Raw genomic sequence first — 15,364 nt, 5'->3', positions numbered from 1 at the left:
ACAATTTCATCTATAGAAAATCCTTCAGCGGTCAAAAAACAGCTTCGCCAGATAACCGGTAAGGCAAAGTGCTTGCACAAAGTTTGGAATACCATAATATGATATTCCATAGACCGAACGACCTGAAAAACCGTCCGGCTACTGCTCCCGACAGGCGGGCAACAACGCAAGCCCGCTCAAAAACACAACAATGAGGGCGTAAAAATGGTGTTGAACAAAGCTGCAACCGCAATCCTTTTTGCGGGACTGCTGAGCGTGACCGGCCAGGCTGCAATGGCCGCCGAGAGTGTGAACTTTGTCAGCTGGGGCGGTAGCACCCAGGATGCGCAGAAACAGGCCTGGGCCGATCCGTTCAGCAAGGCCAGCGGCATCACCGTCGTGCAGGACGGCCCGACCGACTACGGCAAACTCAAGGCCATGGTCGAGAGCGGCAACGTGCAATGGGACGTGGTCGATGTCGAAGCTGACTTTGCCCTGCGCGCCGCTGCCGAAGGCCTGCTCGAACCCCTCGATTTCAACGTCATCCAGCGCGACAAGATCGACCCGCGTTTCGTCAGCGACTACGGCGTCGGCTCGTTCTTCTTCTCCTTCGTCCTCGGCTACAACGAGGGCAAGCTCGGCGCTGCCAAGCCGCAAGACTGGAGCGCCCTGTTCGACACCAAGACCTACCCCGGCAAACGCGCCCTGTACAAATGGCCAAGCCCCGGCGTGCTCGAGCTGGCGCTGCTGGCCGACGGCGTAGCGGCTGACAAGCTCTACCCGCTGGATCTGGATCGCGCCTTCAAGAAACTCGACACCATCAAGAAAGACATCGTCTGGTGGGGCGGCGGCGCGCAGTCGCAGCAACTGCTGGCCTCCGGTGAAGCGAGCATGGGTCAGTTCTGGAACGGCCGGATTCACGCTCTGCAGGAAGACGGCGCACCGGTCGGTGTGAGCTGGAAACAGAACCTGGTCATGGCCGACATTCTGGTGATTCCAAAAGGCTCGAAAAACAAGGACGCGGCGATGAAGTTTCTGGCCAACGCCAGCAGTGCCAAAGGCCAGGCGGACTTCTCCAACCTGACCGCCTACGCCCCGGTCAACGTCGACAGCGTGGCGCGCCTGGACTCGGTGCTGGCCCCGAATCTGCCGACGGCCTACGCCAAGGATCAAATCACGCTTGATTTCGCGTACTGGGCCAAGAACGGTCAAGCCATCGCGACACGGTGGAACGAATGGCTGGTCAAATGAAAATGGCGGCCACTGCGCCCCGCCCCGCAACGGTGACCGGGAGCGCCACTGGCGCTGCCGGCTCGACCCCCACCTTCAGACAACGCTGGAAAGGTGCCGGCAATCTCATCCCGGCCCTGCTGTTCCTCGGTTTGTTCTTTCTCGCGCCGTTGATTGGCCTGCTGTTGCGCGGCGTGCTCGAACCGACCCCCGGCCTTGGCAACTACGAACAACTGTTCGCCAACTCGGCGTATGCGCGGGTGCTGCTCAACACCTTTTCGGTGGCCGGTCTGGTGACGATTTTCAGCCTGTTGCTGGGCTTCCCACTGGCTTGGGCGATCACCCTGGTGCCACGCGGCTGGGGGCGCTGGATCCTCAACATCGTGCTGCTGTCGATGTGGACCAGCCTGCTCGCCCGCACCTATTCGTGGCTGGTGCTGCTGCAAGCCTCGGGGGTGATCAACAAGGCGCTGATGGCGCTGGGCATCATCGATCAGCCGCTGGAAATGGTGCACAACCTGACCGGCGTGGTGATCGGCATGAGCTACATCATGATCCCGTTCATCGTCCTGCCGTTGCAGGCGACCATGCAGGCCATCGACCCGATGATCCTGCAGGCCGGCTCAATCTGTGGCGCCAGTCCGTGGACCAACTTCTTCCGGGTGTTCCTGCCGCTGTGCCGGCCGGGGCTGGCGTCCGGCGGGTTGATGGTGTTCGTGATGTCGCTCGGTTACTACGTTACCCCGGCGCTGCTCGGCGGGGCGCAGAACATGATGCTGCCGGAGTTCATCATTCAGCAGGTGCAATCGTTCCTCAACTGGGGCCTGGCCAGTGCCGGCGCCGCGTTGCTGATCGCGATCACGCTGGTGCTGTTCTACTTCTACCTGAAGCTTCAGCCGGAATCCCCGGTTGGCGCCAGCAACGCGAGGTAAGCCGAGATGCTCCTGACTCCCAATGCCATGAGCCGCCGCATGCGTTTCGGGCTCTACGCCACCACCGGTTTGATCGGCCTGTTTCTGCTGTTGCCGATCGTGTTCATCGTCCTGCTGTCGTTCGGTTCGTCGCAGTGGCTGGTGTTCCCGCCGCCGGGCTGGACGTTGAAATGGTACGGCCAGTTCTTCTCCAACGCTGACTGGATGAACGCCGCGGCGGCCAGCCTCAAGGTCGCGGTGCTGACCACGATCTGCGCCGTGGCCCTCGGCCTGCCGACGGCGTTCGCTTTGGTGCGCGGGCGCTTCCCCGGACGGGAAATGCTCTACGGCCTGTTCACCCTGCCGATGATCGTGCCGCTGGTGATCATCGCCGTGGCGGTGTACGCGCTGTTTCTCAAGCTCGGTTACACAGGGACGATGTTCGCCTTCGTGGTCAGCCATGTGATCGTCGCGCTGCCGTTCACCATCATCTCGATCATCAACTCGCTGAAGCTGTTCGATCAGTCGATTGAAGACGCGGCGGTGATCTGCGGTGCCTCACGCCTGCAAGCGGTGTTCAAGGTGACATTCCCGGCGATTCGCCCGGGCATGGTTGCCGGCGCCCTCTTCGCCTTCCTCGTATCGTGGGACGAAGTGGTGCTCAGCGTGATGATGGCCAGCCCGACCCTGCAAACCCTTCCCGTGAAAATGTGGACCACCCTGCGCCAGGACCTGACCCCGGTGATCGCCGTCGCTTCGACGCTGCTGATCGGCTTGTCGGTTTTGGTCATGGTCATCGCCGCCGCGCTGCGCCGGCGCAACGAAATCAGCGCCTGAGCGCCCAGGAGTACGACATGAGTGCCGTGATCAAAGACGCCTCCCAGCAAAACGACAAACCTCTGGTCAGCCTGCGCAACCTGAACAAGCACTACGGCGACTTTGCCGCCGTCGACAACATCTCGCTGGACATCAAGGACGGCGAGTTCCTGACCTTCCTCGGCTCCAGCGGCTCAGGCAAAAGCACCACGCTGTCGATGCTCGCCGGGTTCGAAACCCCAAGCAGCGGCGAGATCCTGGTCAACGGTCAGTCGCTGGTCAATGTGCCGCCGCACAAGCGCGACATCGGCATGGTGTTCCAGCGCTATTCGCTGTTCCCGCATCTGTCGGTGCGCGACAACATCGCCTTCCCGCTGGCGATCCGCAAACTCGCCGCCGCCGAACGTGACAAGCGCGTCGACGCGATGTTGAAACTGGTGCAACTGGAACAATTCGCCCATCGCCGCCCTTCGCAATTGTCCGGCGGCCAGCAACAACGCGTCGCCATCGCCCGCGCGCTGGTCTACGAGCCACGCATTCTGTTGATGGACGAACCCCTTGGAGCGCTGGATAAAAAACTGCGTGAAGACTTGCAGGATGAACTGCGCCAGTTGCATCGGCGCCTGGGCATCACCATCGTCTACGTGACCCACGATCAGGAAGAAGCCATGCGCCTGTCGCAGCGCATCGCGATCTTCAGCCACGGCAAGATTGTCGGCCTGGGCAGCGGTTATGACCTGTACCAGAATCCGCCGAACGCGTTTGTCGCGTCGTTCCTCGGCAACTCGAACTTCCTCAAACTCAAGGCCCAAGGCAATGCGGCGGCGGGTTTTGAGGGGCAGTCGTTGTCGATTCGCCTGACTGCCGGCTTGCACACCGATCAGGATGTGCTGCTGATGGTGCGGCCGGAAAAGGCAGTGGCGCTGAGCGTGCAGCAGGCGAGCGCAGAACCGCTGACAGCGGGTTGGAACGAGGTGTCGGCGCAGGTGGTGGAGGTGTTGTTTCTTGGTGAGAGCCAGACGTGCAGCGTGCTCACCGCAGGCGGTACTTCGATGACGGTAAAAGCGTTGTCCGCCGCCGGCATGCCGCTCAAGGCTGGCGACCCGGTGCGGGTACGCTGGGCGACGGCGGATGCCTGTGTCTACACCGAATGGGCTGAAAGCGACCTCAATAAAGCCGCCGGATCTCACTGATATACCCCACGCAATACACCTCCCTGTGGGAGCGGGCTTGCCCGCGAAGAGGCCGGTACATTCAATATCAATGTTGAATGTGCTGACGTCTTCGCGGGCAAGCCCGCTCCCACAGGAATCTCAGTGTTCAGGCGATCGGAGTGAACCCTTCAATTTCGTCCGGCCACGCCGTGAGGATTTCGAAGCCTGTCTCCGTCACCGCCACCATATGCTCCCACTGCGCCGACAACGAGCCATCCTTGGTCAGCACGGTCCAGCCGTCCGGCATGTTCTTCACATGGCGCTTGCCGGCGTTGAGCATCGGTTCCACGGTGAAGATCATCCCCGCCTTGAGCTTCATGCCCTGATTGGGGAACCCGTAATGCAGGATCTGCGGTTCATCGTGGTAGACCTTGCCAATGCCATGCCCGCAATACTCGCGCACCACGCTGAAGCCTTCTTTCTCCGCCAGACTCTGGATCGCATGGCCGATGTCGCCCAGCGTCGCGCCCGGACGCACCCTGCGGATGCCGGCGCACATGGCGTCGTAGGTGGTCTTGATCAGGTGCTGCGCTTCTGGCGTCGCCTCGCCAACCACGTACATGCGGCTGGTGTCGCCGAACCAGCCGTCCTTGATCACCGCGATGTCGAGGTTGACGATGTCGCCGTCTTTCAACGGCGTGCCGGACGGAATGCCGTGGCACACCACGTCGTTGACCGAGGCGCAGACGGTTTTCGGGAAACCGTGGTAACCGACGTTGGCTGGAATCGCTTTCTGCACGTTGACGATGTAATCGTTGCACAACCGATCCAGCTCATCGGTGGTCACCCCCGCCTTCACATGCGGTACCAGCATCGCCAGCACCTCGGCGGCCAGCTTGCCGGCAGCACGTGACTGAGCGATTTCGGCGGGGCTGTTGATCTTGATCTGGTTTCTCATGCGCTGACGGCTTCCTGAGTCAGTTGGTGCAGATCCAGCCCGCCGTTCTGTTCGGCGCGGATCAGCAAGCGGCAAATGGCGCTGTGGTCGAGGTTGGGGTGCAGTTCGGCAAGCATGCCGATGCGCATCCAGTGCTCGGCCTGCGCGTTGATCGAGCGGCTGAGTGCATTGCTGGAGATGCGCAGGTTCTCGTGCATGTCTTCCGAAATCTTTACGATGCCCATATCCAAATCCAATACGAAGTGTATATGGATCGTATATTAGCCAAGCCTCATGGAAAATTGCAAATACACTCCGCAAACCTGCTGAGATAAACGTGCAGGAGCTGCCGCAGGCTGCGATCTTTTGATCTTCAAAAACAAAGTCAAAAGATCGCAGCCTGCGGCAGCTCCTACAGGGATTTTGTTTTGGTTTTTGGGGGAAGCGTGTGGAATTTCAGGCAAAAAAAAGCTGCCCAAAGAGGCAGCAAAAACTTTAAGAACACGCGATGTATTGGGCTCAGGATAGACGCCGGATAATGACAGGGTCATGACAGCCAACAATTCACTGAACCGCCCCTGCCCCGTCATCAGGATGTCATCAAGCGCATCGCAGAATCCTCGCAAACCGTCTTGAGCCTTCGACGGATGCTTTGCAGGGATTCCCATGAAAGAAGACGCCTCGCTCTTTGCCGCCATCGACCTGGGTTCGAATGCGTTTCGCCTGATGATCGGCCAGTCAGTTCGCAGTCGAAAAGGCTTGATGATCCAGGAAGTCAAAACCCTGCGTGAGCCGGTGCGACTGGCCGAAGGTTTTGACGGTGGTGCTCTGGACGAAATGGCGCTGGACCGGGGCTGGCAGGCGCTGGCGCGGTTCGGCAAGAAACTGCGCGGATTCGAGGCCGGCAAAGTGCGGGCCGTGGCAACCAGCGCGGTGCGCGAGGCCGACAATGCGCAGCTGTTTCTGCACAGCGCCGAACGTCATCTGGGGTTTCGCATCGATGTCATTTCCGGCCATGAAGAGGCGCAACTGGTCTATGCCGGCGTCGCCCATTCCCTGCCGGGCGCTGAAGACATGCGCTTGGTAGTCGATATCGGCGGTGGTTCCACCGAGCTGATTCTCGGCCAGGGCACACAACCGCTGCTCACCGAAAGCATCGCCATCGGCAGCGGCACCCTGGGCGTCCGCTATTTCCCTGACGGGCGCATCGCACCCGGTGCGCTGCAGGAAGCCGAACGCGTGGCGATCCTGCACTTCGAGAAAGTCGCCCGCCGCTACCGCGCGCAGGGTTGGCAGCAGACCATTGGCTCGTCCGGCACGGCGCGAATGCTGGCGAAAGTGCTGAAGGCCAATCGCTTGAACGACTTCGGCCAGGATGGCATTACCTATGGCGGGTTGTTGCGTTTGTCGTTGTTGCTGCTGAAGGTGAAGAACGTTCAGCAGTTGAAGCTGGCAGGTTTGCAACCGCATCGCCAGAGCATTTTGCCCGGCGGATTGGTATTGATGCTGGCGGCGTTCAAGGCATTCGGGATTTCGCAGATGGCGCCGTCGGAACCGGGGCTGCGCCTGGGTGTGCTGCATGGATTGATGAGCCGGCACTGATACCCTACACACTCCAGTGTGGGAGCGGGCTTGCCCGCGAAGGCGGAGTGTCAGTCGAGAATTATTCAGCTGACACTCCGCTTTCGCGAGCAAGCTCGCTCCCACAGGGTTTGTATTCAGGCTTCAGGCCAGTTCTTTGCGCAGCTGACGGGCGGCGGCAACCATGTGCACCAGTGCCGCCTCAGTCTCCGGCCAGCCACGGGTTTTCAAGCCGCAATCCGGGTTGACCCACAACCGCTCGGCCGGAATCCGCTGCGCTGCCTTGCGCAGCAAACTGGCCATCTCCGAAGCATCGGGAACGCGTGGCGAGTGGATGTCGTAGACACCCGGGCCGATCTCGTTCGGATAGGCGAAGGCTTCGAAGGCATCGAGCAATTCCATGTCCGAACGCGAGGTTTCGATGGTAATCACGTCGGCATCCATCGCCGCGATGGACTCGATCACATCGTTGAATTCGCTGTAGCACATGTGGGTGTGAATCTGGGTTTCGTCACGCACACCCGAGGCGCACAGGCGGAACACGTCGGTGGCCCAGTCCAGATAGTGCTGCCATTGCGCGCGGCGCAGCGGCAAGCCTTCGCGGAATGCGGCCTCGTCGATCTGCACGATCTTGATTCCGGCGGCCTCCAGATCCACCACTTCGTCACGGATCGCCAGCGCCAGTTGCCGCGCCTGCACTTCACGGGACACGTCCTCGCGGGGGAACGACCACATCAGCATGGTCACCGGGCCGGTCAGCATGCCTTTCATGACCTTGCCGGTCAGGCCCTGGGCGTAGCGGATCCAGTCCACGGTCATGGCTTGCGGACGGCTCAGATCACCGACGATCACTGCCGGTTTCACACAACGTGAACCGTAGCTCTGCACCCAGCCAAAACGGGTGAATACATAGCCGTCCAGTTGCTCGGCGAAGTACTCGACCATGTCGTTGCGCTCGGCTTCTCCGTGCACCAGCACATCGAGCCCCAGTTGCTCCTGGATTTCCACGGCGTGACGGATTTCGCTGTACATGGCTTCGGTGTATTCGGCTTCGCTGAGCTTGCCTTGCTTGAACGACTGACGCGCCAGACGAATCGAGGCGGTCTGCGGAAATGAACCGATGGTGGTGGTCGGGAACAGCGGCAGATCGAGGCCGGCGCGCTGCTTGGCGATGCGCTGGGTAAACGGCGACTGGCGCTGGCTGTCCTGCGCGGTAATGGCCGCCACACGGGCCTGCACCGCCGGTTTGTGAATACGTGGCGAGGCGGCGCGGCTGGTCTGTACCGAGCGGCTTTGGGTCAAGGCGCGGAGCACCTTTGGTGACTCAGGCTCGTTGACGGCCTGCGCCAGCACGGCGACTTCTTCACACTTCTGCACGGCAAACGCCAGCCAGCTTTTCAGCTCGGCATCGAGCTGGTCTTCGCGGCTCAGGTCCACCGGACTGTGCAACAGCGAACAGGACGGCGCGACCCACAGCCGATCACCCAATCGCTCATGCGCATGCTGCAAAGTCGCCAGCGCATGTTCCAGATCGCAGCGCCAGACGTTGCGACCGTTGACCAGGCCCAGCGACAACACTTTGTAGGCCGGCAGGCGATCGAGGATGGTCGGGTACTGTTCCGCTGCACGCACCAGATCGATGTGCAGACCGTCAACCGGCAGATTGGCGGCCAGGCCGAGGTTCTCTTCCAGACCACCGAAGTAAGTGGCGAGCAGTTTCTTCAGCGGATCACGCTGGATCTGGTTATAGGCTCGCTCGAAAGCGTTCTTCCACTCCTGCGGCAGGTCGAGCACCAGAATCGGCTCGTCGATCTGCACCCATTCCACACCGAGGGCGGCGAGCCGGGCGAAGATCTGCCCGTACAGCGGCAGCAAACGATCAAGCAATTCAAGCTTGTCGAACTCGGCGCCTTTGGCCTTGCCCAGCCATAGATAAGTCAGTGGGCCGATAATCACCGGTTTGACGTTATGGCCGAGGGCACGTGCCTCTTCGACTTCTTCGAACAACTGTTCCCAACCGAGCTGGAACTGTTGATCGACACTGAATTCCGGGACCAGATAGTGGTAGTTGGTGTCGAACCACTTGGTCATTTCCTGAGCGTGCGCACCGCCGCAGCAGCTGTCGCTGACACCACGGGCCATGCCGAACAGGGTTTGCAGGGTGGCTTTGCCGTCGTGCGGACGGAAACGCTCGGGGATCACCCCAAACATCAGCGAGTGAGTCAGCACCTGGTCGTACCAGGCGAAATCGCCCACCGGCAGCAGCTCGATGCCGCTGTTTTTCTGCAAGTCCCAATGGGCCTTGCGTAGTTCACGACCCACTTCACGCAGGCCGGCCTCGTTCAGTTCTCCTTTCCAGAACGCCTCTTGCGCTTTCTTCAGTTCGCGGTCGCGACCGATGCGCGGAAATCCGAGGGAATGGGCCAGTGCCATGACAAACAACTCCAATGTCTTGTTGATGGCGGCCATTGTCGGGATCAGGCATTGGTGAGACAAACTCATTTTAATCTTGATGATCACAAGTTTCCCTCATGATCAAATGCCAGCTGTTTGCCCGCTGAAACATGTTTTGCCCTGCAGGATATTCCTGCGCGAATCAAGCAATCGAGCGCGGTCACGACGCCCTTTGAATACTCCATGGCGCCTTGATGTAAACCCTCTGAAACCGCGCCGTTGCAGGCTTTGATTCTGTTCTATGGTTAGATCGAAATGGCTGTATCTGCGGCTGACTAATGGTTGCGACAGATCCTGTCTGCGCCTATGTTGCACGCGAGCTTTTCCCCGCGAATGGAACGCGATCAACACCACTACAAGAGGTGAAGAAATGTCAAAGGATTCACGCCCTGCCGTACTTGGGCTGATCGGCAATACGCCGCTGGTACAAGTTACCCGCTTCGATACCGGCCTCTGCACACTGTTTCTCAAACTGGAATCACAAAACCCCGGCGGCTCGATCAAGGACCGCATCGGTCTGGCGATGATCGACGCCGCGGAACGCGACGGGCGCCTGCAACCGGGTGGCACCATCGTCGAGGCCACCGCCGGCAATACCGGCCTGGGTCTGGCGCTGGTCGGCCGGGCCAAGGGCTACCGCGTGGTGCTGGTGGTGCCGGACAAGATGTCCACCGAGAAAGTCCTGCACTTGAAAGCCATGGGCGCCGAAGTGCACATCACCCGCTCGGACGTCGGCAAGGGCCACCCCGAGTATTATCAGGACGTCGCCGCCCGCCTGGCGAAAGACATTCCCGGCGCGTTCTTCGCCGACCAGTTCAACAACCCCGCCAACCCGCTGGCACACGAGTGCAGCACCGCGCCGGAAATCTGGGCGCAGACCGAGCATGACCTGGACGCGATCGTGGTCGGCGTCGGGTCTGCCGGCACCCTGACCGGGCTGAGCCGTTTCTTCAAACGCGTACAGCCGGATCTGCAAATGGTCCTCGCCGATCCGGTGGGTTCGGTGATGGCGCAATACAGCCGCGACGGCACGATGCCGACGCCCGGTTCGTGGGCGGTGGAAGGCATCGGCGAAGACTTCATTCCGTCGATCACCGACCTCAGCAGCGTGCGCCACGCCTACTCGATCAGCGACGAAGAAAGCTTCGATCATGCCCGTCAGTTGCTCAAGGCCGAAGGCATTCTCGGGGGTTCGTCCACCGGCACCCTGCTCGCCGCCGCGCTGCGTTATTGCCGCGAACAGACCGAGCCCAAACGCGTGGTCAGCTTCGTCTGCGACACTGGCACGCGCTATCTGTCGAAGGTCTACAACGACCAGTGGATGACCGATCAGGGCCTGTTGCAGCGCAAACGCTATGGCGACCTGCGCGATCTGATCGCCCGCCGCTTCGAAGACGGCCGCGTGATCAGCGTCGGCCCCGACGACACCCTGCTGACCGCGTTCCAGCGCATGCGTCTGGCGGATGTCTCACAACTGCCGGTGCTGGTTGAAGGCAAACAACTGGTCGGCGTGATCGACGAATCCGACATCTTGCTCGCGGTGCACGAAGACGCCGCGCGCTTCAGTCAATCGGTATCCAGCGTGATGACCGACAAACTGCAAACCCTCGCACCTGGCGCCCATCTCACCGAGCTGGAAGCGGTGCTCAGTCGTGGCCTCGTGGCGATCATTGCCGACGCTTCGGGCTTCCACGGTCTGATTACCCGCACCGACATGCTCAACCAATTACGGAGATCCCTCGCATGAGTCAGCACGACGATAAATCCCAAGGCTTCGCGACCCGGGTGATCCACGCCGGGCAAGAGCCGGACCCGACCACCGGTGCGCTGATGCCGCCGATCTACGCCAACTCGACGTACCTGCAAGACAGCCCCGGCGTGCACAAGGGCTTCGACTACGGGCGCTCGCACAACCCGACGCGTTTTGCCCTGGAGCGTTGCGTGGCGGATCTGGAAGGTGGCACCCGCGCCTTCGCGTTCGCGTCCGGGCTGGCGACGATCTCCACCGTCCTCGAACTGATCGATGCCGGTTCGCACGTCATCTCCGGCAATGACCTGTACGGCGGCACGTTCCGCCTGTTCGACAAGGTGCGCCAGCGCAGTGCCGGACACCGTTTCAGCTATGTCGATCTGACTGACCTGGCGGCGTTCGAAGCGGCGCTGCAGGACGACACCCGCCTGGTGATTGTCGAGTCGCCGACCAACCCGCTGCTGAGCCTGTCGGATCTGGCCGCGATTGCGCGCATCTGCCGCGCACGCGGAATCATCAGCGTTGCCGACAACACCTTCGCCAGCCCGTACATTCAGCGCCCGCTGGAGCTGGGTTTCGACATCGTGCTGCACTCGACCACCAAGTACCTGAATGGTCACTCCGACGTGATCGGTGGTATCGCGGTGGTCGGGCAGAATGCCGAACTGGCGGACAAACTCGGCTTCCTGCAGAACGCGGTCGGCGCGATTTCCGGGCCGTTCGACGCGTTCCTGACCCTGCGCGGGGTGAAAACCCTGGCGCTGCGCATGGAGCGTCATTGCAGCAACGCGCTGGAACTGGCCAAGTGGCTGGAGCAGCAGCCGCAGGTCAAACGCGTTTACTACCCAGGCCTGCCGTCGCACCCGCAACATGAGTTGGCCAAACGGCAGATGCATGGTTTTGGCGGGATGATCTCGGTGGATCTGAACAGTGATCTGGATGGCGCACGGCGCTTTCTGGAAAACGTGAAGATCTTTGCCCTGGCAGAGAGTTTGGGCGGTGTTGAAAGCCTGATCGAGCACCCGGCGATCATGACCCACGCGACCATTCCCGCTGAAACCCGCGCCAAACTGGGCATCGGCGATGGCCTGGTGCGTCTGTCGGTGGGGGTCGAAGATCTCGAAGACCTGCGCGCCGATCTGGCGTACGCGCTGACCAAAATCTGATCCTGCAACAACGACAAAGCCCGCAGTGATGCGGGCTTTGGTTATTCGAGCAGGCGGCCAGTGCTGGTCTCTGGCTTACAAGGTTTATCGGGCCTCTCACAGTACAAAAGCAACCATGGAAAAAGAGCGGTGCTTTGCTGCCTCACACGGCATAAGGGCTGGATCTCAGCGCGGAGATCTTTCTAACCGTGTACCCTTCGGAACGCGCCCCACGTCCCCTTGCTATCCGCTTGCGCATCAGTCTGCGTCTTCGCCTACACCTTTGAGGCTAGCAAATGCCATCGAGTGATGGTCAGGTGTTTTTAGACTGATTTCCTTCAAGCCCCCGTCTGCAAGGAAGTTAACCGACTATCACTTGCTCCCCCGGCCCGCCATGGCCCGTGTTTGACGATCTATACTTTTCAGCTCGCTTTCGCAGTTTCATGCAATACGTCGACACCCGTGCGCGTTACCGTGCGCCCGTGCCAATCGCCAATCTGGTCAACCCCGGGCCAACGGAATGCTGTGTGGCTGATGGGTCGTGGAGAAAATCATGAAACACACGCTTTTATCAGGCGCCATTCTTGCGGTCGCGGCGACCGTGATGTTGCCAACGGTTTGGGCTGCGCAGCCGCAGGCGATGGCCTCTGATGGTTCGGATCATGTGGGGGCCGGCGCAGTCGCCTCTGATGGCTCTGATCACGTCGGCGCCGGTGCAGTCGCCTCTGATGGCTCTGATCATGTCGGGGCTGGCGCGGTAGCCTCCGATGGCTCTGATCATGTCGGTGCTGGTGCACTGGCCTCCGACGGCACCGACAAGGTCGGCGCCAATCGGTATGCCTACTCACGCGTCGGTGTCGGTTCTGATCGCGTCGCTTCGGCGCTGATGACCGGCAGCTATTCCGACCAGTTTAACGCCCCTCAGTAATCAACGCGGGGCGACCCGTTCGGGTCGCCTCTCCCACCGCGGCACTAGCACATTTGTGCTAATCGACCACCCCGCCACCCGGCGCTATATTCCCTCGCAACCCCCCGACGTCCCCCAACATTGCCACTGTGCAGTGCGCGGGATCGTTGTGCCTGGACATCAGAACAACACCAAGGAAGAAGCACCATGAAACTGCATTCCAATCTGTGCAAAGTAGCCATTGTCGGCGCCCTGATGCTGGGCGCCAGCGGTTGCCAGACTGCCAAACCTACCGAAGCCAGCATGAAAGAACGGGCCCAGACCGTCATCGGCAAACCGGTGTCGAAAATCGACAACATCCGCAGCGACAGCACCCTCACCTACTACACCGCGTATACCCCGGCCGGCGAGTACAACTGCGAGTTGCCCAGCGGGGCGATTATCGCGGTGGCGAGCATGGGCATCATGACTCCGCCGCTGTCTTGCCTGCCCAAAGGCGCCTCACCGATCCCCGTTCAGTAATTGATTTCTCCGGTAAAGGACGACGCTCATCATGAAAACCCAGATCGCTACTCTCACCCTCACCGCCCTCGCCCTGACCGGCTGCGCCACGCCCAAACAGTGGGAAGCCACCGGCGGCAGCAAGAACGACGGCGTGGTTCAGGTCTCCTATGAACTGGGTCAGTTTGAAAGCGGCCAGACCAGCGCCGCGCAAGGTCTGACCGTCGCCTCGGAACGCTGCAAAACCTGGGGCTACAAAAATGCCGAAGTGACCGGTTCGGAGAAAAACATCTGCCGCACCATGGGCCAGTACAACTGCCTGCAAACCACCATCACTCAGGACTACCTCTGCAAGCGTTGAGTCAGACCTGCTCGGCCGGCTCGGTTTGCCGGTCGCGCAGGGCCCGCAAGGTCGCGCGCAGCTCGGCCGGGCGTACCGGTTTGGACAGGATGGCAATTTGGCGGTCGTGCAAAGCCGCCTGTATTTTCTCGATGTCATGCCCGGTGATGATCATCGCCGGCACCGCAAAACCACGCTGGCGCCGCACCTCGTCGATGCACTCAATGCCCGTGGAATGCGTACCCAGATCGTAATCGGCGACGATGATGTCGCAATCGGTGACCAGCCCCTGCCCGCTCAACTCGCCTTGCACCACGCAGCCCCAGCGCTCGAGCAGCGCCGAGGTCGCCAGCAACACGTTGCGATCATCCTCCACCAGACACACCTTCAGCCCGGTCAACAGGCCGGCCTGCCGCACATCGTCACGCATGGCCGGCAACTGTGGCGCCACGGCCACCGGCAAGCCATACAGGGTGACCGCCGTGCCGCGCCCAAGCTGCGAGCGCAAGTTCACATCGACGCCGATCAGCTGCCCCAGACGCTTGACGATCGACAGCCCGAGGCCGACGCCTTCCACGTCTTTGTCACGCACCTGACGCACCCGATAAAACTCTTCAAACACTTTCGGCAGATGCTCCTCGGCAATGCCGTTGCCGCGGTCATAAATCACGATGGCCAGTCCGACACCGCGTTTGCGCACGCCGATCAGCACCGGGCGTTGCGCGCCATACTTGAAACAGTTGGAAAGCACGTTCTGCACCATGGTCGCGAGCAACGCCGGATCGCTCTGTACCCAGTATTTGCATGGACGCAGGCGCAATTCCACACCGGCCCAGCGCGCGGCTTCGGCGTTCTGGCGGACCAGATCGGCCAGCCACTCGCCCAGATTGAACACCTGCAACCTGGGCAGGACGCGCCCGTTGTCGAGGGTGTAGAGGTCAAGAATCGAACGGAACAACTGCGAGACGTTGAGCAGCGACCGGTCAATGTTGTCGACCAGTTGCCGCTCCTGCTCGCCCAGCCGCGACTCACGCAGGCACGCCGTGAACAGACCGATGGAGTGAATCGGCTGGCGCAGATCGTGGCTGGCCTGGGCGAGAAAACGCGACTTTTCCAGATTGGCTGCGACGGCTTCTTCAGAGGCCTTGCGCGTGCGCTCCAGCAGCAAGTGCGCGTAGAACGGAATCACCGTGCTGGTGAGCATCAACATCAGGACCATGTACGGTTGCGCCTGCCACACCGGTGTCAAGCGATAGACTGCCAGCAGCGCCAGCAGCGCCAACCCCGTGGCAATCGCCAGGTAGCGCGAGCCATAGCGCATGCCGTTGCCCAGATTGACCCAGATGATCACCGCGTACAGCGGCAACGCCGCTTCACCGCCGAGCACCAGGCCGAAACAGGTGCCGGTGTAATCGTGGATCATGCCGAAAATCCGCCGCGCCGGGTAATGCCCTGGCCAGCGCGCGATGGCCTGGCGCAAGGCAATCGACGCCAGCAGAAACAGCGCGATGTAGACCACCACCGGCAGATAGGTAGCAAAGCGCTGACCCGGCAACACGCCGAGCACGCCAATGTAAACCATGGCAATGCTGGCGATGATGATCCGCAGATTGGCCTGATCCAGCTCGGTGTTTTTCTCGAACTTCATGGGCAACGTCC

At 61.0% G+C, this 15,364-nt stretch carries 15 protein-coding genes; 10 read left to right on the top strand and 5 right to left on the bottom strand.

The annotated features are described in order from the left end of the window. Window positions 1-204: 204 nt before the first annotated feature. Genes AC193Q_RS04305 through AC193Q_RS04290 form a run of 4 tightly spaced genes read left to right on the top strand, consistent with a single transcriptional unit; the run spans window position 205 to window position 4,129 of the window. The gene (locus tag AC193Q_RS04305) at window positions 205-1,230 is read left to right on the top strand and encodes an ABC transporter substrate-binding protein (RefSeq protein ID WP_047293862.1); all 1,026 of its coding nucleotides are present in this window, start codon (window positions 205-207) and stop codon (window positions 1,228-1,230) included. Continuing rightward, complete coding sequence (locus AC193Q_RS04300) at window positions 1,227-2,141, top strand: ABC transporter permease (RefSeq protein WP_121185019.1); 915 nt, start codon at window positions 1,227-1,229, stop codon at window positions 2,139-2,141. The genes AC193Q_RS04305 and AC193Q_RS04300 overlap by 4 nt, the downstream gene beginning before the upstream one ends. 6 nt (window positions 2,142-2,147) lie before the next feature. Then, entirely contained in the window at window positions 2,148-2,957 is an 810-nt protein-coding gene (locus tag AC193Q_RS04295; protein ID WP_025111627.1) for an ABC transporter permease, read from the top strand. Between the two features lie 17 nt (window positions 2,958-2,974). Next, window positions 2,975-4,129, top strand: coding sequence for an ABC transporter ATP-binding protein (locus tag AC193Q_RS04290; RefSeq protein WP_121185017.1), 1,155 nt, complete (start codon window positions 2,975-2,977; stop codon window positions 4,127-4,129). Between the two features lie 127 nt (window positions 4,130-4,256). Here the strand turns inward: AC193Q_RS04290 and map are convergent, their stop codons facing one another. The 3 genes from map to AC193Q_RS04275 are packed head-to-tail and all read right to left on the bottom strand — an operon-like array spanning window position 4,257 to window position 5,695. Beyond that, window positions 4,257-5,048 (bottom strand): type I methionyl aminopeptidase, encoded by a 792-nt coding sequence (map, locus tag AC193Q_RS04285; RefSeq protein ID WP_121185015.1) that lies wholly within the window; start codon window positions 5,046-5,048, stop codon window positions 4,257-4,259. Then, window positions 5,045-5,272, bottom strand: a complete 228-nt coding sequence (locus AC193Q_RS04280) for a ParD-like family protein (RefSeq protein ID WP_003225727.1) — start codon at window positions 5,270-5,272, stop codon at window positions 5,045-5,047. Before AC193Q_RS04280 ends, map begins: the two co-directional genes overlap by 4 nt. Before the next feature lie 36 nt (window positions 5,273-5,308). After that, on the bottom strand, window positions 5,309-5,695 hold the full coding sequence (locus AC193Q_RS04275) for a hypothetical protein (RefSeq protein ID WP_147438963.1): 387 nt from the start codon (window positions 5,693-5,695) through the stop codon (window positions 5,309-5,311). Here AC193Q_RS04275 and AC193Q_RS04270 point away from each other — a divergent pair. Continuing rightward, window positions 5,694-6,629: a Ppx/GppA family phosphatase gene (locus tag AC193Q_RS04270; protein WP_121185013.1), complete on the top strand. Its 936-nt coding sequence runs from the start codon at window positions 5,694-5,696 to the stop codon at window positions 6,627-6,629. The two genes, AC193Q_RS04275 and AC193Q_RS04270, sit on opposite strands and share 2 nt — an antisense overlap. A gap of 123 nt (window positions 6,630-6,752) precedes the next feature. On the opposite strand, the gene metE is transcribed toward AC193Q_RS04270, so the two are convergent. After that, window positions 6,753-9,041 carry a 5-methyltetrahydropteroyltriglutamate--homocysteine S-methyltransferase gene (gene metE / locus AC193Q_RS04265; protein ID WP_121187741.1) on the bottom strand — a complete coding sequence of 763 codons (2,289 nt, stop codon included), beginning with the start codon at window positions 9,039-9,041 and terminating at the stop codon, window positions 6,753-6,755. 391 nt (window positions 9,042-9,432) lie between these two features. On the opposite strand from metE, the gene AC193Q_RS04260 reads away from it, so the two are divergent. The 5 genes from AC193Q_RS04260 (at window position 9,433) to yecR (ending at window position 13,726) form a co-directional block, all read left to right on the top strand. Continuing rightward, the gene (locus AC193Q_RS04260; protein WP_121185011.1) at window positions 9,433-10,809 is read left to right on the top strand and encodes a pyridoxal-phosphate dependent enzyme; all 1,377 of its coding nucleotides are present in this window, start codon (window positions 9,433-9,435) and stop codon (window positions 10,807-10,809) included. Continuing rightward, window positions 10,806-11,978 (top strand): cystathionine gamma-synthase, encoded by a 1,173-nt coding sequence (locus AC193Q_RS04255; RefSeq protein WP_095666813.1) that lies wholly within the window; start codon window positions 10,806-10,808, stop codon window positions 11,976-11,978. The genes AC193Q_RS04260 and AC193Q_RS04255 overlap by 4 nt, the downstream gene beginning before the upstream one ends. Before the next feature lie 532 nt (window positions 11,979-12,510). Then, window positions 12,511-12,885: a hypothetical protein gene (locus tag AC193Q_RS04250; RefSeq protein WP_047293847.1), complete on the top strand. Its 375-nt coding sequence runs from the start codon at window positions 12,511-12,513 to the stop codon at window positions 12,883-12,885. 186 nt (window positions 12,886-13,071) lie between these two features. Then, window positions 13,072-13,386, top strand: coding sequence for a hypothetical protein (locus tag AC193Q_RS04245; protein ID WP_121185009.1), 315 nt, complete (start codon window positions 13,072-13,074; stop codon window positions 13,384-13,386). 31 nt (window positions 13,387-13,417) lie between these two features. After that, complete coding sequence (yecR, locus tag AC193Q_RS04240) at window positions 13,418-13,726, top strand: YecR family lipoprotein (protein ID WP_121185007.1); 309 nt, start codon at window positions 13,418-13,420, stop codon at window positions 13,724-13,726. 1 nt (window position 13,727) lies between these two features. On the opposite strand, the gene AC193Q_RS04235 is transcribed toward yecR, so the two are convergent. Beyond that, window positions 13,728-15,353, bottom strand: a complete 1,626-nt coding sequence (locus AC193Q_RS04235) for an ATP-binding response regulator (protein ID WP_121185005.1) — start codon at window positions 15,351-15,353, stop codon at window positions 13,728-13,730. Window positions 15,354-15,364 lie beyond the last annotated feature (11 nt).

It is taken from the genome of Pseudomonas sp. F2 (assembly GCF_057174385.1).
Note: the sequence above shows the minus strand (reverse complement) of the source record. Positions and strands in the feature narration are given on the sequence as shown.

Bases quoted from the DNA above. Each gene is read 5' to 3' on its own strand.
- AC193Q_RS04280 (WP_003225727.1), bottom strand. From the start codon at position 5,272: ATGGGCATCGTAAAGATTTCGGAAGACATGCACGAGAACCTGCGCATC.
- AC193Q_RS04270 (WP_121185013.1), top strand. From the start codon at position 5,694: ATGAAAGAAGACGCCTCGCTCTTTGCCGCCATCGACCTGGGTTCGAAT.
- AC193Q_RS04260 (WP_121185011.1), top strand. From the start codon at position 9,433: ATGTCAAAGGATTCACGCCCTGCCGTACTTGGGCTGATCGGCAATACG.
- map (WP_121185015.1), bottom strand. From the start codon at position 5,048: ATGAGAAACCAGATCAAGATCAACAGCCCCGCCGAAATCGCTCAGTCA.
- AC193Q_RS04250 (WP_047293847.1), top strand. From the start codon at position 12,511: ATGAAACACACGCTTTTATCAGGCGCCATTCTTGCGGTCGCGGCGACC.
- AC193Q_RS04305 (WP_047293862.1), top strand. From the start codon at position 205: ATGGTGTTGAACAAAGCTGCAACCGCAATCCTTTTTGCGGGACTGCTG.
- AC193Q_RS04275 (WP_147438963.1), bottom strand. From the start codon at position 5,695: ATGGGAATCCCTGCAAAGCATCCGTCGAAGGCTCAAGACGGTTTGCGA.
- yecR (WP_121185007.1), top strand. From the start codon at position 13,418: ATGAAAACCCAGATCGCTACTCTCACCCTCACCGCCCTCGCCCTGACC.
- AC193Q_RS04235 (WP_121185005.1), bottom strand. From the start codon at position 15,353: ATGAAGTTCGAGAAAAACACCGAGCTGGATCAGGCCAATCTGCGGATC.
- AC193Q_RS04290 (WP_121185017.1), top strand. From the start codon at position 2,975: ATGAGTGCCGTGATCAAAGACGCCTCCCAGCAAAACGACAAACCTCTG.
- AC193Q_RS04295 (WP_025111627.1), top strand. From the start codon at position 2,148: ATGCTCCTGACTCCCAATGCCATGAGCCGCCGCATGCGTTTCGGGCTC.
- AC193Q_RS04255 (WP_095666813.1), top strand. From the start codon at position 10,806: ATGAGTCAGCACGACGATAAATCCCAAGGCTTCGCGACCCGGGTGATC.
- AC193Q_RS04300 (WP_121185019.1), top strand. From the start codon at position 1,227: ATGAAAATGGCGGCCACTGCGCCCCGCCCCGCAACGGTGACCGGGAGC.
- metE (WP_121187741.1), bottom strand. From the start codon at position 9,041: ATGGCACTGGCCCATTCCCTCGGATTTCCGCGCATCGGTCGCGACCGC.
- AC193Q_RS04245 (WP_121185009.1), top strand. From the start codon at position 13,072: ATGAAACTGCATTCCAATCTGTGCAAAGTAGCCATTGTCGGCGCCCTG.